Source organism: Blautia marasmi, assembly GCF_900258535.1.
GTDB lineage: Bacteria > Bacillota > Clostridia > Lachnospirales > Lachnospiraceae > Blautia > Blautia hominis.
In genome coordinates, this window is record NZ_OIWX01000001.1 from 3,212,919 (window position 1) to 3,238,189 (window position 25,271).

Here is a 25,271-nt window from a genome sequence, read left to right on the forward strand (position 1 = left end):
GCAGTCATGGATTTATCAAATTTAAAACCAGCTGAAGGCTCCAGACAGAGCGACAACTTCAGAAGAGGCCGTGGTCACGGTTCAGGAAACGGTAAGACCGCAGGTAAAGGCCATAAAGGACAGAAAGCCCGTTCCGGAGCTAAGAGACCGGGATTTGAAGGCGGTCAGATGCCTTTATACAGAAGACTTCCTAAGAGAGGCTTCAAATGCAGAAACTCCAAAGACATCGTAGCGATCAATGTCAGCGAGTTAAACAGATTCGAGGATGGAGCAGAAGTAACACCGGCAGCTTTACTGGCATCCGGAGCTATTTCCCGTCTTGGTGACGGCGTTAAGATTCTCGGAAACGGTGAGATCACAAAGAAGATTAATTTAAAGGTTAATGCTGTAAGCGAAACCGCTAAAACTAAAATCGAAGCTGCAGGTGGAACAGTCGAGGTGATTTAATGCTTGAGACTCTTAGGAACGCTTTTAAAATAAAAGATGTAAGACGTCGAATTTATTATGTATTGTTAATGCTGGTTATTGTCCGGATTGGCTCTCAGCTGCCAATTCCGGGCGTAGACAGGGACTTTTTTAAGAACCTGTTTGCTAGCCAGTCTAATGATGCGTTCAATTTCTTCAATGCATTTACAGGCGGTTCATTTGAACAGATGTCTATCTTTGCGTTGAGTATTACGCCATATATCACATCATCTATCATCATTCAGCTTCTGACAATTGCCATTCCGAAATTGGAAGAAATGCAGCGTGACGGAGAAGAGGGCAGGAAGAAAATGACTGCCATCACCCGTTATCTGACTGTAGGTCTGGCTCTGTTCCAGTCTGTTGCTATGGTAATCGGATTCGGTAACCGCGGCTGGCTGACAGAGATGAATTTCACCAGTATTGTAGTTGCGGTGGTAACGTTAACCGGCGGTTCCGCAATGCTGATGTGGATTGGTGAGCAGATCACTGAAAAAGGTGTGGGCAACGGTATCTCTATTGTCCTGATGATCAACATTGTATCCAGAATTCCCAGCGATCTGGCATCCCTGTTCGAGAAGTTCGTAAAAGGGAAAACCATCGCCAGAGGCGGTCTGGCAGCTATCATTATCATGGCCATCATTGTAGTGGTAGTGGTACTGGTACTTATCCTGAACGGTGGAGAGCGGAAGATTCCGGTCCAGTATTCCAAGAAGATGGTAGGAAGAAAAATGATGGGCGGACAGTCCAGTGCGATTCCTTTAAAGGTAAACACTGCCGGCGTTATCCCCATTATCTTTGCATCCTCCCTTATGTCTTTCCCGGTAGTCATCGCAAGCTTCCTGGGTAAGGGCGGCGGTACGGGAATCGGAAGCAAGATTTTAAAAGGTCTGACTTCAAGCAACTGGTTCAAGCCAGAGGAGCCGGTTTATTCCGTTGGTCTGGTAGTTTATATCGTTCTTGTTATTTTCTTTGCTTATTTCTATACGTCCATCACCTTCAACCCGATGGAAGTTGCGGATAACATGAAAAAACAGGGCGGTTTTATTCCGGGTATCCGTCCCGGTAAGCCGACACAGGAGTATCTGGAGAAGATTTTAAGTTACATTATCTTCATCGGTGCCACAGGCCTGGTAATTGTAGCCGTCATCCCATTCTTCTTTAATGGTGTGTTCGGTGCAAATGTTTCCTTCGGCGGTACATCCATCATCATTGTGGTGGGCGTTGTCCTGGAGACGATCAAGCAGGTTGAGTCCCGTATGCTGGTTCGTAACTACAAGGGATTTTTAAGTGAATAAGCATATATGATTTAAGTGTACCCACTTTTGTGGGTGCACTAAAATGCTATATAAGGACATCACCCTTCGGGGGGTCTGCACAGTGTCTCATGGGCATATGCCGCAGAGCGGCAGGGGCATTGTAATACGGGCTTGTTTATGACAGACTGGTTTTTAAAGCAGTAAAATTCCAGCCTTTTAGAGAAATGCCGGGGATCTTGCCTGTGGTACAGATTTAGCAGCGCGGGGATTCTTCGGTATACTCTTAAGGATACAGGGTATTTACGAAAGGGGAAAAAGTATGAAGATTATTATGTTAGGCGCGCCGGGCGCAGGAAAAGGAACACAGGCCAAAAAGATTGCCGAGAAATACCAGGTTCCGCACATCTCCACGGGAGATATCTTCCGTGCAAATATCAAGAACGGAACAGAGCTGGGTAAAAAGGCAAAAACCTTTATGGATCAGGGACTGCTGGTTCCGGATGAACTGGTTGTGGACCTGGTAGTGGACAGAGTGGCACAGGATGACTGTGAGAATGGTTATGTGCTGGATGGATTCCCCAGAACCATTCCCCAGGCAGAGAGTCTGGACGCAGCACTGGCTAAAGTAGGCCAGAAGGTGGATTATGCCATTGATGTGGATGTTCCAGATGAGAATATTGTGAACCGTATGTCAGGCAGAAGAGCGTGTGTAGGATGCGGCGCTACTTACCACATCAAGTACAATCCCCCGAAAACAGAGGATGTATGTGATATCTGCGGTGAGAAGCTGATCCTGAGGGATGATGATAAACCGGAGACTGTTTTAAAACGTCTCACAGTATATCATGACCAGACACAGCCCCTGATTGACTACTATACCAAGTCCGGTGTATTAAAACAGGTTGACGGAACCGTTGATATGGAAGATGTGTTCCAGGCGATCGTCAAAATATTAGGAGCGTAAAAAATGTCAGTATCGATAAAAACTGCCAACGAAATTGAACTTATGAGAGAGGCCGGAAGGCTTCTGGAAAAGGTACACGACGAGCTGAGGGATTTTATCCGTCCGGGTATTTCCACACTCGACATTGACCAGTATGGAGAAAAGCTTATCCGTGAGATGGGCTGTATACCGAATTTCCTCAACTATAACGGATATCCGGCTTCTATCTGTGTCTCTGTCAATGATGAGGTAGTACATGGGATCCCGCGCAAGGACCATATTCTCCAGGATGGGGATATTGTGAGCCTTGACGCCGGATTGATCTACAAAGGATACCACTCAGATGCGGCGCGTACTCATGCGGTGGGTGAAATCGCACCGGAGGCACAGAAGCTCATAGATGTGACCAGACAGAGTTTCTTTGAAGGAATCAAGTATGCCAGGGCAGGACAGCATTTATATGAAATCTCCGCAGCCATCGGCGCATATGCGGAGAAATTCGGTTACGGTGTAGTCAGGGATTTGGTCGGACATGGAATCGGCACAAGCCTGCACGAGGACCCGCAGATACCGAATTTCCGTCAGAAGCGCAGAGGGCTGAGACTTCAGGCAGGTATGACTCTTGCGATCGAACCGATGATTAATGAAGGCAGAGCCGATGTGGTTTGGCTGGATGATGACTGGACTGTGGTGACAGAGGATGGTTCCCTGTCAGCTCATTATGAAAATACCATTCTCATCACAGACGGCGAGCCGGAAATACTGACCTTGAGTGAGTAGGTGACCCTATGAGCGAGGTAAGAACAGGAATGGCAGCCGTTTCCATGGCTGGCCATGATACCGGCAGATATTATATCATCGTCAGGGCGGAGGACGGATATGTCTATCTGGCTGACGGAACGCTTAGGACTTGTGAGCATCCCAAGAAGAAGAAATTGAGGCATGTCCGGATTCACCGCAGGATTTCCCCGGAAATTGAGAGGAATCTCAGTGAGGCTGGGGAGTTGAAGAATGAAATTATCAAGAGAGTGATCAAAGAATATAGGAGTAAACAGGAGGTTTGATTTATGTCAAAGGCAGATGTAATTGAAGTAGAAGGAACAGTGCTGGAAAAGTTGCCGAATGCTATGTTTAAGGTGGAATTGGAGAATAAGCATGTGATTTTGGCGCATATCAGTGGGAAGCTGAGGATGAATTTTATTAGGATTCTTCCGGGTGATAAGGTTACGATTGAGATGTCACCGTATGATCTGAGTAAGGGCAGGATTATCTGGAGAGACAAGTAGGAATAGTTTCGGAATTGGAATTGGAGTGGAGATGCGGGCTTCTGATGGGAGGCGTGTCTCTGCTTTTTTGTATTTAGGGGGGACGGGGAGAACGTTTTTTGGGTATAGGGCGGACGGGGAGAACGTTTTTTGTATTTAGGGCGGACGGGGAGGCCGTAGGAGGCAGGGGAGGGAGAGGGATTGGGGGGAGCGGCGCACTGCGCTTGTCAGGGAGCTAACCTGCTCCCATTCACTAAATTCATCAGCAGTGGCTTCTTCATTAAGTGACTGGGGCAGGTGGATCTCCCAGACGCTCCGTGAAACGCCGCTCCCCCCAATCCCTCTCCCTCCCCTGCCTCCTACGGCCTCCCCTGGTGTTCTCTGATGCGATAGTATTAAGAAGAGACTGGCTATTGTTCTCTGGTGTGATAGTATAAGAAGGCGGCGGTCGCTCTCAGAAGAGACAGTATACGGAGGTGGCTGTCGCTCTCAGAAGAGGTAGTATAAGAAGGTGGCTGTCGCTTTTAGAAGAGATAGTATAAGAATGCGGCGGTCGCTCTCAGAGAAGATAGTATAAGAATGCGGCGGTCGCTTTCAGAAGAGATAGTAAAAGAAAGCAGCGGTCGCTCTCAGAAGAGATAGTATAAGAAGGTGACTGCCGCTCTCAGAAGAGGTAGTATAAGAATGCGGTTGTCGCTCTCAGAAGAGGTAGTATAAGAAGGTGACTGTCGCTCTCAGAAGAGGTAGTATAGGAAGGCGGCGGTCGCTCTCGGAAGAGGTAGTATAAGAAGGCGAGTGGTGCTCTTAGAAAAGGTAGTATAAGCAGGCGGCTGTCACTCTCGGAAGAGGTAGTATAAGAAGGCGGTTGTTGCTCTCAGAGGAAATAGTATAAGAAGGCGGCTGGTGCTCTCAGAAGAGGTAGTATAAGAAGGTGGCTGTCGCTCTTGGAAGAGGTAGTATAAGAAGGCGGTTGTCGCTCTCAGAGGAGATAGTATGAGAAGGCGGCTGGTGCTCTCAGGAGAGGTAGTATAAGAAGGTGGCTGTCGCTCTCGGAAGATGTAGTATAAGAAGGCGATTGTCGCTCTCAGAAGAGATAGTATAAGAAGGCGGCGGTCGCTCTTAGAAAAGGTAGTATAAGAATGCGGCTGGTGTACTCAGAAGAGTTAGTATAAGATGATGGTCGACGTTCTTGAAAATTAGGATATAGGTTGTTTGCAGTGAAGTTGGGGGGCCGGAGGGGTTGGGAAGCGATGGAATATAATATAGAAGGAATGGGTTTTTGGGGAGGTTTTTTGGAGAAGATTTATAGGGGAGTGAATAGGGAGAGAAAATGGGGTTAAAATTTAAAAAAGTGCTTGCGTTCTTGTAAAAAGAGTGTTATCATTAAAAACGTACTTTTGTGCTCGTACGTGGACTTTTTATGCCCATGTGCAGAGAAATTCAGAAAGGAGGGTTATCCGTGAAGGTAAGATCATCTGTAAAACCGATTTGCGAAAAATGCAAGGTCATCAAAAGAAAAGGCAGTATCAGAATTATCTGTGAAAACCCGAAACACAAACAGCGTCAGGGTTAAGCATGAGACTCTTATGGAATGCCTGTCAGATAGGTGTGAGATTAGAGTGAATGTTTGATGGATGTGATTTGTGTGAATTATTTTAGTGCGGCTGCAGTATGAAACGCGCGGTTGCGTTGTTCGTACTGATCAAATATAGTAATATATCACGTTTGTCGTCCTGCCGAGAGGACGATTGCAGAATATTGCTTAATACCGTCACACTGCCGTGACGGAAAGGCTGCGTAAAATTTTATTTTGCGGCTGGATGCATAGAGACCCGTCATTTTTATGTGTCCCAATTAGGAACAATATTTATTTAAGAACAATGGAGGAACAAGTACATGGCTCGTATAGCTGGTGTAGACTTACCAAGAGAAAAACGTGTTGAAATTGGTCTGACTTATATCTACGGAATTGGTAGAACAAGTGCTGACCGTATCTTAGTAGAGGCAGGTGTAAACCCTGACACTCGCTGCAGGGATTTAACTGACGAAGAAGTAGGAAAGATCCGTGATGCAATCGATGAACTGAATATCAATGTAGAGGGTGATCTGAGAAGAGAAATCGCTCTGAACATCAAGAGATTACAGGAGATCGGATGCTACAGAGGAATCCGTCACAGAAAAGGACTTCCGGTTCGTGGACAGAAGACTAAGACAAATGCTAGAACCAGAAAAGGCCCGAAGAGAACTGTTGCTAACAAGAAAAAATAATTTATGACAATGGAAAGAACGCCCGGCGTGCTTTCTGCGGTTGATATAAGAAACATGATAATTTTTTGATTAAGTGAGAAAGTAGGTTAGTTTAAAAATGGCTAAAGTTACAAAAAAAGTGACAAAAAAGCGTATTAAGAAAAACGTTGAACGCGGACAGGCACATATCCAGTCATCTTTCAACAACACGATCGTAACATTGACAGATGCTGAAGGAAATGCTTTATCATGGGCAAGTGCCGGTGGTCTGGGATTTAAAGGTTCAAGGAAATCTACTCCGTATGCAGCACAGATGGCTGCAGAGACTGCTACAAAAGCAGCGTTAGTTCATGGTCTGAAGACTGTTGACGTTTTCGTAAAAGGACCGGGATCAGGAAGAGAAGCAGCAATCCGTGCGCTCTCAGCTTGTGGTCTGGAAGTTACAAGTATTCGTGACGTAACACCGGTTCCGCACAACGGATGCCGTCCACCAAAACGTAGAAGAGTCTAATTAGGAGGTTAAGAAATCATGGCAGTAAATAGAGTACCAGTTCTGAAAAGATGCAGATCCCTGGGTCTGGATCCGGTATATATGGGAATTGACAAGAAATCCACCAGACAGTTAAGAAGAGCAAACAGAAAAATGTCTGAGTACGGACTTCAGTTAAGAGAAAAACAGAAAGCTAAATTCATCTACGGCGTTCTGGAGAAACCTTTCCGTAACTACTATGTGAAGGCTGACCAGAAACAGGGCCAGACAGGTGAAAACCTGATGATCATGCTGGAGACACGTCTGGACAATGTAATCTTCCGTATGGGATTAGCAAGGACCAGAAGAGAAGCAAGACAGATCGTTGACCATAAACACGTAATGGTAAACGGCAAACAGGTAAACATTCCGTCTTACCTGGTAAAAGCCGGAGATACAATCGAAATCAAAGAAAAATGCAAATCTTCTCAGAGATATAAAGACGTACTGGAAGCAACAGGCGGACGTCTTGTACCGGCTTGGTTAGATATGGACCAGGAGAATCTGAAAGGTGAAGTAAAAGCACTTCCGACAAGAGAGGAAATCGACGTTCCTGTTGACGAGATGTTAATCGTCGAGTTGTATTCTAAGTAATATGCACGTAGCAAGGAGGGCTTTGCATGTTCGATTTTAACAAACCCAAAATTCAAATCACAGAAATGTCTGATGATAAGAGATATGGGAAATTCGTTGTGGAACCACTGGAGAGAGGATATGGTATCACTCTTGGCAACTCTTTAAGAAGAATTATGCTTTCTTCTTTGCCGGGTGCTGCAGTGAGCCAGGTCAAGATTGACGGCGTTCTGCACGAATTCAGTTCGATTCCGGGTGTAAAAGAGGATGTGACACAGATCATCATGAATCTGAAAAACCTGGCGATCAAGAACACAAGCGACAGCACAGAACCCAAGACCGCTTATATCGAGTTTGAAGGCGAAGGTGTTGTCACAGGCGCAGATATCCAGGTAGACCAGGATATCGAAGTCCTGAACCCAGAACAGGTAATTGCCACCTTAAACGGCGGCACAGGATGCAAATTCAATGCAGAACTGACAATTACCAAGGGTCGCGGATATGTCAGCGCTGACAAAGGAAAAACAGACGATATGCCGATTGGTGTGATTGCTGTTGATGCAATTTATACTCCGGTAGAGCGTGTGAACATGACTGTTGAAAATACCCGTGTCGGTCAGGTTACTGACTTTGATAAACTGACACTGGATATTTACACCAATGGTACCCTGGACGCCGATGAGGCAGTCAGCCTTGCGGCTAAAGTACTGAGCGAGCATTTAAGCCTCTTTATTGACCTTTCTGAAAGTGCAAAGACTGCAGAAGTCATGATCGAGAAGGAAGATGACGAGAAAGAAAAAGTTCTTGAGATGAATATCGATGAACTGGAGCTGTCCGTTCGTTCCTACAACTGCTTAAAACGTGCTGGTATCAATACAGTAGAAGAACTTTGCAACCGTACTTCTGAGGATATGATGAAGGTCCGTAACCTGGGTCGTAAATCTCTGGAAGAAGTGCTTGCGAAGCTGAAAGAATTGGGCTTACAGTTAAATCCCAGCGAGGAGTAAGCCTCTGATAAGAATTTATGGGCAAAAAGCAGTATGTCAGTAAGACCGAAGAAGCATGGCATATTGTTCCACAAATGGAGGAAATATTGAGATGGCAAAATATAGAAAATTAGGCAAGACATCTGATCAGAGAAAAGCATTACTGAGAAATCAGGTGACAAACCTGTTATACCACGGAAAAATCGTTACCACTGAGACCAGAGCGAAAGAAGTTCGCAAGATTGCTGACGGATTGATCGCTATGGCAGTGAAAGAAAAAGACAACTTTGAGACAGTTAAAGTTATGGCAAAAGTTCCGCGCAAAGATGCTGACGGAAAGAGAGTAAAAGAAGTTGTTGATGGTAAGAAAGTTACCGTATATGACGAAGTGGAAAAGGAGATCAAAAAAGATGCTCCTTCCAGATTACATGCAAGAAGACAGATGTTAAAAGTTTTCTATCCTGTAAAGGAAGTTCCGGCTGCAGCTGCTGGTAAGAAGAAGAATACCAAGAATGTGGACATGGTTGAGAAAATGTTTACTGAGATCGCTCCGAAGTATGTTGATCGTAATGGTGGTTATACCAGAATCGTTAAGATCGGACCGCGTAAGGGCGATGCTGCTATGGAAGTTGTATTGGAATTAGTTTAATATGGATTTTTGGGCCTCTGGGGGAACCTGGGGGTCTTTTTTTGTGTGTGGGGGGGACGGGGAACCCGCGGCAGGGTGTGGCAGAGGTAATATCCTGTGAACGGTGCACTGCGCTTGCCAGGGAGCTAACCTGCTCTCATTCGCTAAATTCGTCAGCAATGGCTTCCTCATTAAGCGACTGAGGCAGGTGGATCTCCCAGGCGCTCCGTGAACACCGTTCACAGGATATTACCTCTGCCACACCCTGCCGCGGGTTCCCCTGAGAGCGTCGCGCGGGGGGAATAGATGTTGAAAGGGTGTCGTGTTGGAGAAGAAATGTTGAAAGAGCGTCGTGCGGGAGGAATAGATGTTGAAAGGGCGTCGTGTTGGGCAAGAAATGTTGAAAGAGCATCGTGCGGGAGGAATAGATGTTGAAAGAGCATCGTGTTGGGGAATAGATGTTGAAAGAGCGTCGTGCGGGGGAATAGATGTTGAAAGGGCGTCGTGTTGGGCAAGAAATGTTGAAAGAGCGTCGTGCGGGGGGAATAGATGTTGAAAGAACGTCGTTTGGGGAAAAGTTGGGGGAGGGAAAAGATGGTGGTGGGAAATGTGGGTTGTATATTTGGGGGTTCGGTAGTAAAATAAGCTGAGATGGAAAGGGAGGATTGGTTATGGGTAAGAGGATGTTGTTTATTTTTAATCCTAGGGCTGGGAAGGGGAGTATTAAGAACCGGCTGGTGGATATTTTAGATATATTTGTGAAGGCTGGGTATGAGGTGACCGTGCATCCTACGCAGGCTTACAGGGATGGACAGAGAGTGGCCCGGCGTAAGGGCGGGGAGTATGATCTGCTGGTTACCAGCGGAGGAGATGGGACCCTGGATGAGATTGTGACGGGAATCATGGAAGGGGGGCATTCTACGCCGGTGGGGTATATTCCTGCGGGGAGTACGAATGACTTTGCTAACAGCCTGCATGTGTCTAAAAATATGCTGGAGGCGGCTGTGGATATTGTGGAGGGAAGGGCTCACGCTTTTGATGTGGGGAAGTTTAATGATGACTTTTTTGTGTATATTGCGGCGTTTGGGCTGTTTACAGATGTTTCTTATGAGACGAACCAGGATCTGAAGAATATTTTGGGACATGCGGCTTATATATTAGAAGGAACGCAGAGGTTGTTTAATATCAGATCTTATAATATGAGGATTGAAAGCCGGGAATGTGCCATGGATGGGGAGTTTATTTTTGGGATGGTGAGTAATGCTACCTCCGTGGGCGGATTCCGGAAGCTGACAGGGCCGGATGTGATGCTGGATGACGGGGTGTTTGAGGTTATGCTGGTACACAGACCTAAAAATATATTGGAACTGAATGAGATCATTGCATCTCTGCTGGGGGGAGCGGATACAAAGCTGATCGAGTCGTTTAAGACGTCATCACTGAAAATTTCCTGCGAGGGACCTGTTTCCTGGACTCTGGATGGGGAGTTTGGAGGCGAACACAGGGAGGTGGAGATTACAAATATGAAACATGCGGTACAGATCATGATCGCGGAGGATGATACGGTTCCTCTGATCAATACGCAGGTATAGGGATACCATTTCTGCACACACCGGAATACTATAATAGAAACAGAAACTAATCAGGTGTGCAATGAATTCTCTAGCTGTTTTAAAGGGTATATTGTTGATTCTTGCACTGACCATGGATTCTTTCGTGGTCAGTTTTGCTTATGGGGTTAGTAAGACTAAAATGCCTTTGGGTATTGTGGTTTGTATGAACCTGCTGATGAGTACGATCTTAGGTACAGCCATTTTTATGGGAAGCCGTCTGGCTTCGCTGCTTCCGGAAGGAGTTACGGGGAGGCTTGGGTTTCTTCTGCTGTTTGGTATTGGATGTTACAGGCTTTTCTCCTATTTTTTGAAGAAAGGGGAAGCGGAGTCGGAAAAGGTGAAGGCGCTGAATCTGCTGGAAGGTCTGGGGCTTGCTTTTATATTGTCCCTTGACAGTATTGCAGTGGGGATTGGGACCGGGCTGGTGCAGTCCGGGCAGGTGCTGCTGGTTATTGGCTCTTTTCTGGCAGGTATTGTTGTGATGGAGGCCGGCTGGATGCTTGGGCACGGAACCCGGCACATTTTGAACCGGGATCTGTCCTGGCTCAGCGGAGTGTGTCTTCTTTTGCTGGCTATTGGCTCCCTGCGTGGCTAAATCATAAATTTTTTCTTGATTTTTGGCTGTTTTTGCGGTATCGTAGAAACAGTTTCAATGACTAGTACAGCATTGCGTAAGTTTCGCTGATAGAGTGCCTGATATTTTCATCAGTGCAAGGCGCCGAAGCGACGGCGTAGCGGTTCCTACGACTAGCTTCGGCAACGCGGCACTGGCGTAAATAGCGGGTGCTTATATCACTGAAACTTATGCAACGCTGTACTAGGTATCTCCGCGGCTCTCAGGTGCGGGGATGTATGGCTTATAAGGGAAAAAATATGGGGCCTGGGAGAGATGTAGTAGGGGCAACACAGTAAGGAAAGGAAAAACATATGAGCGAGTATACAAACGTAGCTGAAATTTTCGGAGAGGATGTGTTTAATGACACGGTCATGCAGCAGCGTCTTCCGAAAAAGGTTTACAAGGATTTGAAACAGGCAATCCTGGAGGGAAAAGAACTGTCCCCTGAGATCGCGGATGTGATTGCCCATGAGATGAAAGAATGGGCTATGGAAAAAGGGGCAACACATTATACTCACTGGTTTCAGCCGCTGACGGGCGTGACTGCTGAGAAACATGATTCTTTTATTACTGCGCCGCTTCCTAGCGGGAAAGTCCTGATGAGTTTTTCAGGCAAAGAGTTGATCAAAGGGGAACCGGACGCGTCTTCCTTTCCGTCCGGCGGACTGCGCGCCACCTTTGAGGCCAGAGGATATACGGTTTGGGACTGTACTTCTCCGGCGTTTGTAAGGCATGATGCGGCAGGTGCCACACTCTGTATTCCTACAGCGTTCTGTTCCTATACAGGGGAAGCCCTTGATCAGAAAACCCCGCTGCTGCGTTCTATGCAGGCTATTAATAAACAGGCACTGCGCCTGATCCGCCTTTTCGGTGATACAACGGCCAAGAAAGTTACCCCCTCCGTGGGAGCGGAGCAGGAATATTTTCTGGTGAGTGATAAGAATTTTATGCAGAGAAAGGACCTGACCTTTACGGGACGCACGCTTTTCGGCGCTATGCCTCCGAAGGGCCAGGAGATGGATGACCATTATCTGGGAACCATCCGGCAGAAGATATCTGCATACATGAAGCACGTAAATGAGGAACTGTGGAAACTGGGTGTTACTTCCAAGACACAGCATAACGAGGCAGCTCCGGCACAGCATGAGCTGGCACCTATCTATGCGGAAGTCAATGTGGAGGTTGACCACAATCAGATCATTATGCAGACATTGAAGCGCATCGCTTCCCAGCACGGAATGAAATGCCTGCTCCACGAGAAGCCTTTTGCCGGTGTGAATGGTTCCGGTAAGCACAACAACTGGTCTCTGACTACAGATACCGGAGTGAATCTGCTGGACCCGGGCATTACGCCCCACCAGAATATCCAGTTTCTTCTTGTTTTAAGCTGTGTGTTAAAGGCTGTGGACAGACACGCTGCTCTGCTTCGGGAATCTGCTGCGGATGTGGGAAATGACCATCGTCTGGGGGCAAATGAGGCTCCCCCGGCTATTATCTCGGTATTTTTGGGTGACCAGCTTACGGATGTTATGAATCAGTTGATCACAACAGGTATGGCTGACCACAGTATTGAGAGTGAGAAGCTGGAGACAGGCGTGAAATCTATTCCTGAGTTTATGCGTGATACCACAGACAGGAACAGGACCTCACCCTTTGCATTTACCGGCAATAAGTTTGAATTCCGTATGGTTGGTTCCAGGGATTCCATTGCCCCTGCCAATATGGTGTTGAATACCATTGTGGCCCAGTCCTTCAAGGAAGCCTGTGATGTGCTTGAAAAGGCGGAAGACTTCGATATGGCGGTCCATGACCTGATCAAGAGGAACTTCACCCAACATCAGAGAATCGTGTTTAACGGCAACGGATATTCTGAGGAATGGGTGGAAGAGGCAGCAAAGAGAGGCCTTCCAAATATCGGATGCATGGTGGAAGCTGTGGAGGCTCTGACTTATGAGGAGTCTGTGAGTCTGTTCGAGGAGTTTGGCGTCTTTACAAAGGCAGAGCTGGAGTCCAGAAAAGAGATTAAATACGAGACATATTCCAAAGCCATCAATATTGAGGCCAGGACTATGATAGATATTGCCAGCAAGCAGATCATCCCCGCAGTGATCAGATATACAAAGAATCTGGCAGATTCCATCAATGCCGTGGTTTCCGCAGGAATCCTGGATGTGGATGTGCAGACAGAGCTGCTCAGGGATACATCTGCCCTTCTGAAGGATACCAGAGATGCTCTGAATCATTTAAAAGAGGTGGCAAAAACAGCCGCAGCCATGGAGGAAGGAAAAGAACGTGCCTTCTATTACCGGGAGAAAGTAATGCCCGCAATGGAGGCTCTGCGCCGTCCGGTGGATGAGCTGGAAATGATCGTGGATAAAGATATGTGGCCAATGCCTTCTTATGGGGATTTGCTGTTTGATGTATAATTCAGAAAAGGTGTTCCGGATGCAGATTCGGAGCACCTTTTGTGTTATAATAAAAATGCGGTGTTGCAGATGCAACAGACGGCTGTTAGTTGAAATGCTATAATTAGATAAAAGCGAAGGTGCCATATTAGATATAGGAAGTGTATGATAATGATGCGGATGCGTGTTAAGAGAAACCGGAATCGTGTCAGTGAACAGCAAGAATGAGTTATTATTTATAAAAGCTGCGCTTTGGGCAGAGTAAGCAAGAGAAGAATGAGCAGACGAGAGGAATTGAAAATGGATAAAGAATTGGAATTTTTACGGGAACAGGGTGTGGACCGCGGCCTCATTGACGGGGTGGAGGAATTTCGGTCAAGGTATGACGTGGCGGAGGAGGCGAAAGGGCGCGTGATCTGCCCGGACATGCCATTTTACGGCAGAGAAGTGCTGGAAATGGGTATTGCCGCACTTTTGGAGGGGGAGAACCTGCTTCTGACAGGTCCTAAGGCTACAGGGAAAAATATGCTGGCAGAGAATCTGGCATGGATTTTCGCCAGGCCGGTATACAATGTTTCCTTCCATGTAAATACCAACAGCGGTGATCTGATCGGCACAGACACCTTTGTGAATAATGAAGTGGAACTGCGCAAGGGAAGTATTTACCGATGCGCGGAATTCGGCGGCTTTGGGGTTTTGGATGAGATCAACATGGCAAAGAATGATGCGGTTTCTGTTCTTCACGCTTCTTTGGATTACAGGCGCTGTATTGATGTGCCGGGATATGACAAGATAGATCTGCATGACGCCGCACGTTTTATCGGAACCATGAATTACGGATATGCAGGTACAAAAGAGTTGAACGAGGCGCTGGTTTCCCGTTTCCTTGTGATCGACATGCCGCCTCAGAATGAGGAGACCCTGGAATATATATTCCGCAGAAAATTTCCACAGATCAAAGAAAATGCGCTGAAGCAGTGGATCGGACTTTTCATGGATTTACAGACAAAGGCAGGCAACAGTGAGATCACCACAAAGTCTTTGGATCTGCGGGGAATGCTGGGAGCATTGAAGGCAGTTTCCTGTGGACTCCATCCGGCGCTTGCGGTGCGCATGGGTGTAGTTAACAAATGTTTTGATGTGTTTGAAAAAGAGATTGTCCAGGATGTGGTCATGACACGGATACCGGAATCCTGGACCACAGGGGATGTATTTCAATGAGAGAAGAGTTTGAGCTGGAGCTGGAAAACAGAATACGCAACTTGATGTGGACAGTAAGCGGGGATTATACCCTGGATGTAAAACCGGATTTGGAGAGTTTCCGGCGTTCCAGGTATATCGCCCTTTATGACGGCATCAAACAGGGCGCCTTTGCCCGCTATTTTGACAGGGAAGAGCTTTCCCTGTATCTGGTTAAGAAAATATACCTTCACGCCCAGGAAGGGGAATTGATCAGCCTTGCACAGCTTTGTATTGAGTGGGCGGTCTGTGACCGCATCATGGAGGAGAGGGAAGGCGTAGGGGAGATCAGGACAAAAGCTTTTGAGGACACCTTGGAGCTGGATTTTTCCCAATTAGTGGGGTATGAGGCAGGCCGGTTGAAAATATCCCTTTTTAAGGAAGCTCTGAATGGGGAGGAACCGGCCACAAACAGACTTCGGGGTTTTATGGAGAGAGTTTATGAGCTGAAAAATGCTGTGGACACCATGGAAGTCATACGGACAGTGGATTTTCTTTATAATGAGATTGTGGACCCTCAGTTTGTAAAGCAGCACGGTTCTCTGGAGCGCGTGCTGGCTGTCACTTTGGAGGAATTGACAGAGTTTTCCTGGAAAGATTATCTGGAGGAGGAGGCTTTGGAGGAGACCTTTTCCGCTTATCTGGATAAAGTGACGGAAAGCATGACAAACCTGGACATGATGGAGCAGGCAAAACAACAGGAACAGGAGGAGGACAGGGAAGAGGAGAGCACCAATAAGAAAAAGGTTCTGCTGGTTGATGAAAAAGCCCTGGAACGTATGTACAGTTATGTACAGAGAAATTACGGGAAGACCTATTTGACCGAGCCGGAGGAAAAACGCCTGAATTATTTATTGTGCAGAGGTATCCACGCGGACTGCAGCCTGTATTTTACGGAGGGGGTTTTAAAGAATCCCGTTCTCCGCAATTACCAGTATGAATACGCCAAAAAGCAGAAAGATAAAAATCTATATGCTTACCACAACAATCACAGGATGGTGAAGAATAATATCTGGACACTCACCGATATGCTGAAAAAGGCATTTACCATGCGGGATGAAACAGATGAAGTGCTTTCAGACAGAGGAAAGATCATTCCCTCCCGTCTGTGGCGGATTGGCAGGACACAGGACGCAAAATTTTTTGTGCGGGAGCTGAAGCAGGATAACAGTGATTTTGTGGTAGATGTGTTGATTGACGCCAGCGGGTCTCAGAGAAGCAGGCAGGGACAGGTTGCCATGCAGGCTTACATTTTAAGCGAAGCACTGAGTAATGTGAATATTCCTCACCGGGTCATGAGTTTCTGTACTTTTTGGGACTACACTATTATGCAGCGTTTCCGCAGTTATGAAGATGACAGGAGTGCAAACAGCAACATTTTTGAATATATTACATCCTCCAACAACAGGGATGGTCTGGCTCTGAAAGCCGCGGGTCACGAATTGCTGAACCGGGATGAGGAGCATAAGGTACTGATCGTGTTAAGTGACGGGCGGCCATACGATGTGATCCTGAACCGCCCAAACGCCAGAAATCCGCAGCCATACCAGGGAAAATACGCCATATCGGATACCGCTTTTGAGGTGCGGAGGCTGAGGAACCAGGGTGTGTGTGTACTCGGTGTTTTTGCCGGGGAAGAAAAAGATTTGCCGGCAGAGAAGAAAATCTTTGGAAAGGATTTTGCTTATATCCATGATGTGAACGGATTTTCAAAAGTTGTGGGAAGATATCTGATACGGCAGCTGGAGAAAGAGGAGTAGTGCAGACGGCAGGGGCCTTCGGTGATACGGAGGAATCTGCCGTTGTTTTATATGGACGCGGACAGTATTAACAGATATAATAGATGGAAAGCAGCAGGGATGTGAACTGCGTGGTGAAAATCAAAGGAAAGAAAGGTTATTATGTATGGCAAATAAATTGGAGATCAAAAAATGTCCTGTAGTGAAAAAATGCGGAGGATGCAGTTGCAAGGGGACTTCTTATAAAGAACAGACAGATATGAAAGAAAAACAGGTGCGGAAACTTTTAAAAGGAATCTGCAAAGTGGAGCCTATTGTAGGGATGGAGAATCCTTATCATTACAGGAATAAGATACATGCTGCGTTTGCGCATCTTCGGGACGGAAGTGTTGTTTCCGGAAAATACGCAGAGGGAACCCACAGAGTCGTGCCTGTGGATGACTGTCTCATCGAAGATGAGAAAGCAGACGCCATTGTGAGGGATATCCGGGGGCTTCTGAGGTCATTTAAAATCAAGATTTATAATGAGGACAGCGGATACGGGCTTCTGCGGCATGTCATGGTGCGCAGGGGATTTACAAGTGGGGAAATTATGGTGGTTTTAGTATTGGTCTCACCTATTTTTCCATCAAAGAATAATTTTGTGAAGGCTCTGAGAAAACTGCATCCGGAGATCACAACGGTTGTTTTGAATGTGAATGATAGGCGGACAAGCATGGTGCTGGGGGAGAGGAACATTACCATTTACGGAAAGGGATATATTGAGGATGAGCTCTGCGGCTGTATTTTCCGCATCTCGCCTTCTTCTTTTTATCAGGTGAATCCTGTGCAGACGGAAAAACTGTATGGGAAAGCTGTGGAATTTGCGGGCCTTACAGGCAAAGAGCGGGTGATTGACGCATACTGCGGTATTGGTACCATCGGCCTGATCGCATCTAAACATGCGAAGGAAGTGATCGGTGTGGAATTAAATAAGGATGCAGTGCGCGACGCGGGAATCAATGCAAAGAGAAATGGCAGTAAAAATTTCAAGGTATTCCAAGGAGATGCCGGGGCATTCATGGTGCAGATGGCCGCAGAAGGAAAGCGGGCAGACGTGGTTTTCATGGACCCGCCCAGAGCTGGCAGTGATGAAGCCTTTCTGTCTTCCGTGGTGAAACTGGGGCCGGAAAAGGTGGTGTATATCTCCTGTAATCCGGAGACCCTGGCAAGGGATCTGCGGTATTTGGTAAGGAAGGGGTATGAGGCGGTGAGGGCGGTGCCTTATGATATGTTTGCTTGGACGGAGCATGTGGAAACCGCCGTGCTTCTCGTGCGGAAAGGTTGATTCTAGGCGGGGTTGCGGGATTATATGAGAAAATGGAATTGTGTTTTTACGGGAAGTGAGATGGATAAGTTTCCCCATAAGTGGGGACGAGGATAACGCCGGAGAGTTTGAAAATGAGGGTTTTGTTGGACAAAAGATACAATCCGGCAGAACCTTTACTATTTGGCAAAAGAACAAACTGTATAGCAAATAAAATCAAAAAGAAAAGGTGGGAGGTATAAAAAGTGTTCTTTTAATAAATCTGTATTTACTTATAGTCGTTCATTGATTTGCTAGAATATTTCAATTTCTCTAAACAGAAAAACATCACTAATGATTATATATAAAGCTATTAAACCTATTGAATTTTATTGTGAAAGTGATATAATAAAAAATGTCAGGAGAAATACCCATACCCCTGTGGATTGAAAAAATAGTTTTATTTATATTGAATGAGGATAGTTGCCTGATCTATTATTGTGATAATAATATCAGGCATCTTCATTATCATTTGATAATAATTAGATTTCTAACATCTTGGCTTGATGTAGAATATTTCTTTGTGTTAATCGAGATAAAATATTAAACGCTATATTTTAATGCCTAGAAGTTTGAATTGTGTAAACAATAGAGGTAATAAATAGAACATATAAGGCAAAGGGGGATAAATAGGGTGGAACCACATATTGACCAGTATTTATTATCAACATGTTTATTTATTATAGATGATTTAAATACTTCATATCAAAATTATAGTAAGAAGGATTTAAAAGAAATTGCTGATACGAAATTTAATGAGATGGATATAATTGTAAGGATTGGATATCCATTTAAGCAAATGGTGCATTACACTGTTGGAGAAGGATGTAAAGGTATTTCAAAAAAAGTTAACCATGATTTATGCATTGAGACAAAAAAATTTAAGATAGAAGTAAAATATTTGAAAAATTGGAAGGGGACTTCGGGTAAATATTCTGCAAGCAAGAGATGGAAGGAATATCAAGATGATTTTGATTGGTTATTAACTGAAATTGATAATGGTAATAAGGGGAAAGTGGCGTTTATCTTAGGATGGTTTAATTGTGTGAGATCAATTTCAAAAATAATCCAACTCGGTATCGGAAGTGGAGGACATCCTCTTGTAAATGAAAGCAGATTATGCTATTTTCCTTTTTTACATAGACCAAAGATTCCCACCTATAGTTCTGATTTGGAATACAATTATGGATTGGCTTATCAAAAACTCCCATATAGTCCTATAGGTTATAAAAAAGAAGAATATAATTGTATGTTTTTAGGAAATGAGAAAGACTGTTTCCATTTTGCAATTTATTTTTAGAGAGTTTATCATATCTTATACAAAGAATAAAGATAGAGTTTGATAAAAGGAGAAGCCATGGAACAACAATTCTATGAACAAATTAAAAAAATTCTTTTAGAAGCCAGAAACAAAGTATATCAAACAGCAAACTTTGCAATGGTGGAAGCATATTGGAATATAGGGAAAAGTATCGTGGAACAGCAGGATGGCTATGAAAAAGCAGAATATGGGAGTAGATTAATAGCGGAATTATCCAAACAAATGACTGTAGATTTTGGTAAAGGTTTTACACCGACTAATCTTAAATACATGAGACAGTTTTATCTGACATTTCCAAATAGTCACGCACTGCGTGACGAATTGAGTTGGACACATTATCGTCTGCTTATGCGTGTGGAAAATAAAAACGCGCGCCAGTTCTATATAGAAGAGGCAATAAAGTCAAATTGGAGTACACGGCAGTTGGAAAGGCAAATTAATTCTTTCTTTTATGAAAGGCTGTTATCCAGCCAAAATAAAGAAAAAGTTTCGGAAGAAATCCAGAAATTGGAGTCTGCAAAAGTACTAGAGGATATTATCCGCGATCCATACGTCTTAGAGTTTCTGGGATTGAATCCAAAAGACGATTTTTATGAGAGTGATCTTGAAGAAGCATTGATAACGCATTTGCAAAAGTTTCTCTTAGAATTGGGGAGAGGATTTTCTTTTGTTGCCAGACAGAAGAGGATTACATTTGATGGCCGGCATTTCCGAATAGATCTTGTTTTTTATAATTATATTTTGAAATGTTTTGTATTAATTGATTTAAAAATCGGAGATTTGACACATCAGGATTTGGGACAAATGCAGATGTATGTCCATTATTACGAACGTGAATTGATGAATGAGGGGGATAATCCACCGATAGGAATTGTACTTTGTGCGGATAAAAGTGAATCTGTAGTAAAGTATACATTGCCAGAAAATGAAATACAGATTTTTGCGTCAAAGTATAAGCTATACCTTCCAAGCGAAGAAGAGCTGTTACAGGAATTGCAAAGAGAGTACAGAGCATTGGAATATGATAAAGAAAAATCAAAATAACTTTACTTAAAGAAAGTGTGATTTTTGTGGGAGGGTTATTGAAAGGGACAAATTTATTAATAAAGGGGTGATTTTCGTTCAAAAGGGGTAAGAGGGGTAAAATTGATGAAGAAATTTATCCCACCATTATGTAATGGAAATACTTTTGCCATGTAGTATAAAATATACGTTCCACCGCACGTTGAAACCGCCGTGCTTCTCGTGCGGAAGCCTTGATTTTTGCGGGGTTGTTTGGAGAAAATGGAGTTGTGTTTTAACAAATTATTCAAAATGATAGAGAAAAACTGCGCAAAATTTGTCACTCATATTTGAACTGATTCAATCACAATACGGTTTGGTAAATGATAATTCCCCCGAATATCAGTGCACATATAATTTGATAAGGGATGCTTTACTGAGGGATGAAAAAATACTGACTTTGTTTCAGCAGCATGGATTGAGTAAAGATTTTATTGATTCATGTCGTGATATTAAAGAGGATTAAGCAATCTGGAAGATAATAATTCTATGCAAAAGCTATGATTCATAAATGAGGTATAAAAAATTGAAAAAGAAAATCATAACCATAAGCACTATATGTATAATTATTCTTATAACAGGCATTTACCTACTGACCCGCCCGAAATCATTAGGCAACATAAATGGCAATTATACAGAGCAGGAAACCATAACTTCCACCATTTCATTTTCAGGGAAGGCAGGGGATAAAATAAAATTCTCCTTGGCATCTAATGTAAAGGAGGGGAAATTGGAAATGATCCTGCATGATTCCGAGGGCAGGGAAGTATACCGATTAGATAAGGCAAAAGAATTAGAAACGTATTACACCCTGAAAAAAACAGATACCTATACATTAAATGCACAGTGTAATAATTTTACCGGAAAATTCAAAATCAAAGTCTACAAAGTAAAGTAAAATATACTACATACAGCTTGCTGCGTATCACTCAGCAGCAGAATCAGAAAGCAGGTAAGAAAATGATCAGATATGCGGTAAAGAGCGATGAAAGTCAAATATTATCCATGATGGAACTGGTAAAAGATGACTTCGCCGGGTACAAAGAAAAGGAATTTTTAGAGGCAGTAAACAATGCTGTCAGCAATGAGGAAGCAATCGTGGAGACGGAAGACGGCAGGATAGCAGGTCTGCTTATGTGTTCTAAAAAAGAAAAAGAACTGACTTTTCTTGCTGTCCATCCCAAGTACAGAAAAAGGGGTGTGGCGAAAAGGCTGATTTCGGAAATGTCACGATGGTTTACAGCGGGAGATATCATTGAGGTAATCACATTCCAGGATGGAGATCCCAAAGGGATTCCTGCAAGAGCTTGTTATCATGCCTGCGGGTTTACGGATGATGAAAAATTGACAGTATTCGATTATCCGTGCCAGAAACTAATACTTCGTCTGTAGCTTCATAGATTTACATAACATGGAGCTTTGCGGTCCGGACAGAAACAAGATTTATCTAAATGAATCCCAGCTGCCATTAAGCCGCATCCACATCTCTACGTCACTGATCAAACATCACCTACCCTATTAAGGAGCTTCTACCGTCATCTGGGATTCACAGATACGGATTCGGAACAAATCACCCACGGAATAAGATATACGCCGATGGAATCACATATTCTCCGATAATTGGCAGAAAAACAAACCGGAACTACAGAAGAATCAAACAGGAACCATGGTAAAATGTTGCTATTTTTACCATGGTTTGTTATACTTAAAATAATATTTATGTATATGAACAAAGATGGGGACAATTGTTTTTAGCTCGGGGAAGGTGAAAATGAAGAACTTAAGAATCAGTAAAAAGTTGGTTATATCTTATGTTGTTATACTTCTGTTCCTTATTACAGGAATGGCCGTCAGTATTGTGAATCTTATAGATTTCAGCAAACAGATTGAGTCATTTTATGACGGGCCGTTTCTTGTAAAAGGCAGCGCGAATAGAATCAACTCCAATTTTGAGAGAATGCAGAAAGCGGTGTACCGTTCAATCGCCAATGAGGATGAGGCGATTACCGGTGAGGCCATAGAAAATGCCAAAGAGTCAGCCAAGATAATACAGGAACAGCTTCCTATTGTTAAGGAACATTTTATTGGCGACAAACAGATCATAACCAGGCTGGAGGCGCAGTTCACCAAGCTGGCCCCTATGAGACAGCAGGTCCTGGAACTGGCATCTCAGAATAAAACAAGGGAAGCGGCAGAGTATATGGAGGCAAACAATATTCCCACCATAAAAGCGGCCCAGGAAGAACTGGATCTTCTGATCGAGAATGGCGATCTCAAAGCAGAGGAGCTGATAGAAAACATACGTGCAGACCAGAGGAATGCTATAATTATGCTGAGTTTTCTGGGAATCTGCAGTATTTTGATCAGTATTCTGTTCGGCAGTTATATTACCAGGGCTATCACTGTGCCGGTTTCGGAACTGGAACAGGCTGCGGATAACCTGGCCCGTGGAAACCTGAGAGCTGCAGCTATCGGTTATACGGCAAAAGACGAACTGGGCCATTTGGCTGACAGTATGCGCAGTGTGGTGGATTCACTTTTGACCATCATACAGGATGAGGGTAACATGCTGGGAGAAATGGCAGACGGTAATTTTAATGTGCGGTCAAAAGCGGAGGAAAAGTATGTAGGGGACTTTGGAAAAGTGCTGGAATCTATTGAACGGATCAAAACCTCATTAAGTGATACATTGATGCAGATCAATCTGTCTTCTGACCAGGTATCATCGGGAGCTGACCAGGTGTCATCAGGAGCACAGGCTCTTTCGCAGGGGGCAGCAGAGCAGGCATCCTCCATCGAAGAACTTGCAGAGACCATCAGAGGCATTTCCAATCATGTAAAACATAATGCAGACTACGCGGAAGAGGCAAACCAGCGGGCAAATGCGGCGGGGAGCGAGGCAGGTGAGAGTAACCGCAGGATGCAGGATATGGTATCAGCCATGGCGGATATAAGCACCAGTTCCAGAGAGATCGGTAAGATCATTAAGACAATTGAAGATATTGCGTTCCAGACCAATATCCTTGCACTCAATGCGTCAGTGGAAGCAGCCAGGGCCGGGGAAGCAGGCAGAGGATTTTCCGTGGTTGCAGCGGAAGTCCGCAATCTTGCCACAAAGTCAGCGGCAGCATCCAAAGACACTGCCGCATTGATCGAGAATTCCCTGAATACCGTCAAGAGCGGTACACGTATTGCGGATGAGACAGCCAACTCACTTGACGCGGTGCTGGAAAGTGTCGGGCTTGTGACCGAGATCATTGGGCAGATCACAGCGTCCTCCATAGAACAGGCAGATTCCATCCTTCAGATAGAACAGGGAATTGAACGGATCTCTGAGGTGGTGCAGACGAATTCCGCTACAGCGGAAGAAAGCGCGGCTGCCAGTGAAGAGCTGTCAGCGCAGGCACAGCTTCTGAAAGATCTGACCGGACAGTTTCGTCTGGAGTCAGACGCCTGTCAGTGAGCAGGGATCAGAAGCTCTTCCGCTTCTTTTATTCCTGATCGGACCAGATTGCTGATCGTGAAATGAAACTCATGCATCAAAAGTTCTTCCAGTTTCTCGGAAAAACAGACGGCGTCTGTTTCTTTCAGGGAACGGCTGAAGGTTTCAAAGCAGGAAATATACAGATCCTTTTTATCATCGCTCTTTTTCCATATACTATAGAGTGTGTATCCCCAGAAAAGCTGCTGCAGCAGCTCCGTGTAAACGGTACGGACAGCCTCATAAGGGGAATATTGTCTCAGCATATCCAATGTGGCATAAGTGATCAGCTCATACTGCTGACGTTCTTTCAGTCCGGACAAGCGTTTCAGACAATCCTGTATGGCATCGGTATCCAGCGAGGATATGGTGATCTCCGAAACATCCCTGCAGGATAAGGCCAGGATCTGCAGGCTTTGTGCCATATCTAACATCCGTTTTCGGACAGCAGGTTTTGTAAAATCACAGTTTTTCGCTGTATCCTTGTAAGACAGCACTTTAGTTCCGATCCGCTTGAAGGATTTGGTGGCACCTACGCCGTTGAGCAGGGAAAGTGCCCTGCGGACCGTGCTCACAGATACATTTCTCTCTTTGGAAAGCTGACTCAGAGAAGGGAGGAAGGTGCCTGCAGGATACTGGCCCCGGCTGATGGAGGTGAGAAGGTCCATTGCCAGTGAGTAGCATATTTGTGATGCCTTTTTATACGGGCTCCATGTGAACGGGATCTCCTGGGACGGCCCGGGCATGGTGATCCTCTCTTCATAAAACCGGCATAGGGACAGGGAAATGGAGTCCTGTGCGCTGCGGATGGATCCACGCAGAGAATCCCAGTCTTTTTTCAGGCAAAATTCTAAAGAGCGCGGTGCATATTCCGTGACAACTGACATATGCCAAGGATTTTTGGGTGTACTGAAAAAAGGTGCCTCAAAGAAGGTAAAGATCTGCCACAGCAGCCGAAGGAGAAGATCATTTCCTAATGACGCATATGCTGTCATAATGTAGTCGAACGCAAAAGTCGGAGGATATGTATGGTTGGCATCCGACAAAGGCGTACTGTTTAGCATCTTTGCAGGCGCATTTTTAAGTCCGAGCCACTGGGCATGACCTGTCAGCGGTCCTATGGATTTACTTAAATCGATCAGGGCATTTTTTCTCTGGGAAAAGAAGAGCTGGACATGGTCTTCTATCTGCTGTTCACTGTAATCCTTTATGACCACAGACCCTACATTCTGGGAGATGGTAATATAGCCGTCCTTCTGCAGGCGCAGATAAGCCCGGCGTATGGTATCCAGTGAGACAAAAAAGCTGCCTGCAGCATGTTCCATTGTGGGAAGCGCATCGCCATAATGGTAGACCCCGAATTGAATGTGTGTTTTTAACACACCATAAACTACGTTGCACAGTTCTGTATCATCTTTCACAAGTCTTACCTCATTTCCTTTTGTTTCCATCAGTATTTTAAATCAGTATAGCATGAACATAAATATTTTACCACAGGATCAAGCTGTGCGCCATGCAGAGATTCCGTGCACATCCCCCCGGAATATTGCTATTT

The 25,271-nt window shown here is 44.9% G+C and carries 25 protein-coding genes; 24 read left to right on the forward strand and 1 reads right to left on the reverse strand.

Annotation, left to right across the window (positions count from 1 at the left end; all coding sequences use genetic code 11):
- Nucleotides 1-6 precede the first annotated feature (6 nt).
- From rplO to C6P39_RS13990, 24 genes are all read left to right on the forward strand, one after another.
- Nucleotides 7-447: a 50S ribosomal protein L15 gene (rplO, locus tag C6P39_RS13875; RefSeq protein WP_018597912.1), complete on the forward strand. Its 441-nt coding sequence runs from the start codon at nucleotides 7-9 to the stop codon at nucleotides 445-447.
- Nucleotides 447-1,763: a preprotein translocase subunit SecY gene (gene secY / locus C6P39_RS13880; RefSeq protein WP_095172197.1), complete on the forward strand. Its 1,317-nt coding sequence runs from the start codon at nucleotides 447-449 to the stop codon at nucleotides 1,761-1,763. The genes rplO and secY overlap by 1 nt, the downstream gene beginning before the upstream one ends.
- Nucleotides 1,764-2,043: 280 nt before the next feature.
- Entirely contained in the window at nucleotides 2,044-2,688 is a 645-nt protein-coding gene (locus C6P39_RS13885; RefSeq protein WP_095172196.1) for an adenylate kinase, read from the forward strand.
- A gap of 3 nt (nucleotides 2,689-2,691) precedes the next feature.
- Nucleotides 2,692-3,447 (forward strand): type I methionyl aminopeptidase, encoded by a 756-nt coding sequence (gene map, locus C6P39_RS13890; protein WP_095172195.1) that lies wholly within the window; start codon nucleotides 2,692-2,694, stop codon nucleotides 3,445-3,447.
- Nucleotides 3,448-3,455: 8 nt separating this feature from the next.
- The gene (locus C6P39_RS13895) at nucleotides 3,456-3,731 is read left to right on the forward strand and encodes a KOW domain-containing RNA-binding protein (RefSeq protein ID WP_104804163.1); all 276 of its coding nucleotides are present in this window, start codon (nucleotides 3,456-3,458) and stop codon (nucleotides 3,729-3,731) included.
- Nucleotides 3,732-3,734: 3 nt separating this feature from the next.
- Nucleotides 3,735-3,953, forward strand: a complete 219-nt coding sequence (gene infA / locus C6P39_RS13900) for a translation initiation factor IF-1 (protein ID WP_003022750.1) — start codon at nucleotides 3,735-3,737, stop codon at nucleotides 3,951-3,953.
- Between the two features lie 1,438 nt (nucleotides 3,954-5,391).
- A complete protein-coding gene (rpmJ, locus tag C6P39_RS13905; protein WP_003022746.1) occupies nucleotides 5,392-5,505 on the forward strand; it encodes a 50S ribosomal protein L36 in 114 nt (37 codons plus the stop codon).
- A 323-nt stretch (nucleotides 5,506-5,828) separates the two neighbouring features.
- Nucleotides 5,829-6,200: a 30S ribosomal protein S13 gene (rpsM, locus tag C6P39_RS13910; RefSeq protein WP_095172193.1), complete on the forward strand. Its 372-nt coding sequence runs from the start codon at nucleotides 5,829-5,831 to the stop codon at nucleotides 6,198-6,200.
- Between the two features lie 97 nt (nucleotides 6,201-6,297).
- Entirely contained in the window at nucleotides 6,298-6,690 is a 393-nt protein-coding gene (gene rpsK, locus C6P39_RS13915) for a 30S ribosomal protein S11 (RefSeq protein WP_018595061.1), read from the forward strand.
- A gap of 18 nt (nucleotides 6,691-6,708) precedes the next feature.
- Nucleotides 6,709-7,302, forward strand: coding sequence for a 30S ribosomal protein S4 (rpsD, locus tag C6P39_RS13920; protein WP_065543176.1), 594 nt, complete (start codon nucleotides 6,709-6,711; stop codon nucleotides 7,300-7,302).
- A 26-nt stretch (nucleotides 7,303-7,328) separates the two neighbouring features.
- On the forward strand, nucleotides 7,329-8,288 hold the full coding sequence (locus C6P39_RS13925) for a DNA-directed RNA polymerase subunit alpha (RefSeq protein ID WP_018595063.1): 960 nt from the start codon (nucleotides 7,329-7,331) through the stop codon (nucleotides 8,286-8,288).
- A gap of 91 nt (nucleotides 8,289-8,379) precedes the next feature.
- Nucleotides 8,380-8,916: a bL17 family ribosomal protein gene (locus C6P39_RS13930; protein ID WP_095172192.1), complete on the forward strand. Its 537-nt coding sequence runs from the start codon at nucleotides 8,380-8,382 to the stop codon at nucleotides 8,914-8,916.
- A gap of 650 nt (nucleotides 8,917-9,566) precedes the next feature.
- The gene (locus tag C6P39_RS13935) at nucleotides 9,567-10,487 is read left to right on the forward strand and encodes a diacylglycerol/lipid kinase family protein (RefSeq protein ID WP_095172191.1); all 921 of its coding nucleotides are present in this window, start codon (nucleotides 9,567-9,569) and stop codon (nucleotides 10,485-10,487) included.
- Nucleotides 10,488-10,548: 61 nt separating this feature from the next.
- Nucleotides 10,549-11,103, forward strand: coding sequence for a manganese efflux pump MntP (locus C6P39_RS13940; RefSeq protein ID WP_065543173.1), 555 nt, complete (start codon nucleotides 10,549-10,551; stop codon nucleotides 11,101-11,103).
- Between the two features lie 332 nt (nucleotides 11,104-11,435).
- Nucleotides 11,436-13,550: a glutamine synthetase III family protein gene (locus C6P39_RS13945; RefSeq protein ID WP_095172190.1), complete on the forward strand. Its 2,115-nt coding sequence runs from the start codon at nucleotides 11,436-11,438 to the stop codon at nucleotides 13,548-13,550.
- Nucleotides 13,551-13,829: 279 nt separating this feature from the next.
- Nucleotides 13,830-14,750, forward strand: coding sequence for an AAA family ATPase (locus tag C6P39_RS13950; RefSeq protein ID WP_095172189.1), 921 nt, complete (start codon nucleotides 13,830-13,832; stop codon nucleotides 14,748-14,750).
- Nucleotides 14,747-16,528: a cobaltochelatase CobT-related protein gene (locus C6P39_RS13955; protein WP_104804164.1), complete on the forward strand. Its 1,782-nt coding sequence runs from the start codon at nucleotides 14,747-14,749 to the stop codon at nucleotides 16,526-16,528. The genes C6P39_RS13950 and C6P39_RS13955 overlap by 4 nt, the downstream gene beginning before the upstream one ends.
- A 145-nt stretch (nucleotides 16,529-16,673) precedes the next feature.
- Entirely contained in the window at nucleotides 16,674-17,834 is a 1,161-nt protein-coding gene (gene rlmD, locus C6P39_RS13960; protein WP_104804165.1) for a 23S rRNA (uracil(1939)-C(5))-methyltransferase RlmD, read from the forward strand.
- Between the two features lie 652 nt (nucleotides 17,835-18,486).
- Nucleotides 18,487-19,152, forward strand: coding sequence for a hypothetical protein (locus tag C6P39_RS13965; RefSeq protein WP_104804166.1), 666 nt, complete (start codon nucleotides 18,487-18,489; stop codon nucleotides 19,150-19,152).
- Between the two features lie 57 nt (nucleotides 19,153-19,209).
- A complete protein-coding gene (locus C6P39_RS13970; RefSeq protein WP_095172186.1) occupies nucleotides 19,210-20,217 on the forward strand; it encodes a PDDEXK nuclease domain-containing protein in 1,008 nt (335 codons plus the stop codon).
- 544 nt (nucleotides 20,218-20,761) lie between these two features.
- Complete coding sequence (locus C6P39_RS13975) at nucleotides 20,762-21,133, forward strand: hypothetical protein (protein ID WP_104805931.1); 372 nt, start codon at nucleotides 20,762-20,764, stop codon at nucleotides 21,131-21,133.
- A gap of 62 nt (nucleotides 21,134-21,195) precedes the next feature.
- The gene (locus tag C6P39_RS13980) at nucleotides 21,196-21,627 is read left to right on the forward strand and encodes a GNAT family N-acetyltransferase (RefSeq protein WP_104804167.1); all 432 of its coding nucleotides are present in this window, start codon (nucleotides 21,196-21,198) and stop codon (nucleotides 21,625-21,627) included.
- Nucleotides 21,628-21,702: 75 nt separating this feature from the next.
- The gene (locus C6P39_RS28755) at nucleotides 21,703-21,855 is read left to right on the forward strand and encodes a GNAT family N-acetyltransferase (protein ID WP_408608522.1); all 153 of its coding nucleotides are present in this window, start codon (nucleotides 21,703-21,705) and stop codon (nucleotides 21,853-21,855) included.
- 151 nt (nucleotides 21,856-22,006) lie between these two features.
- Nucleotides 22,007-23,698 (forward strand): methyl-accepting chemotaxis protein, encoded by a 1,692-nt coding sequence (locus C6P39_RS13990; RefSeq protein WP_104804168.1) that lies wholly within the window; start codon nucleotides 22,007-22,009, stop codon nucleotides 23,696-23,698.
- Here C6P39_RS13990 and C6P39_RS13995 read toward each other — a convergent pair.
- Nucleotides 23,692-25,137: a GntR family transcriptional regulator gene (locus C6P39_RS13995; protein WP_242987045.1), complete on the reverse strand. Its 1,446-nt coding sequence runs from the start codon at nucleotides 25,135-25,137 to the stop codon at nucleotides 23,692-23,694. The two genes, C6P39_RS13990 and C6P39_RS13995, sit on opposite strands and share 7 nt — an antisense overlap.
- Nucleotides 25,138-25,271 lie beyond the last annotated feature (134 nt).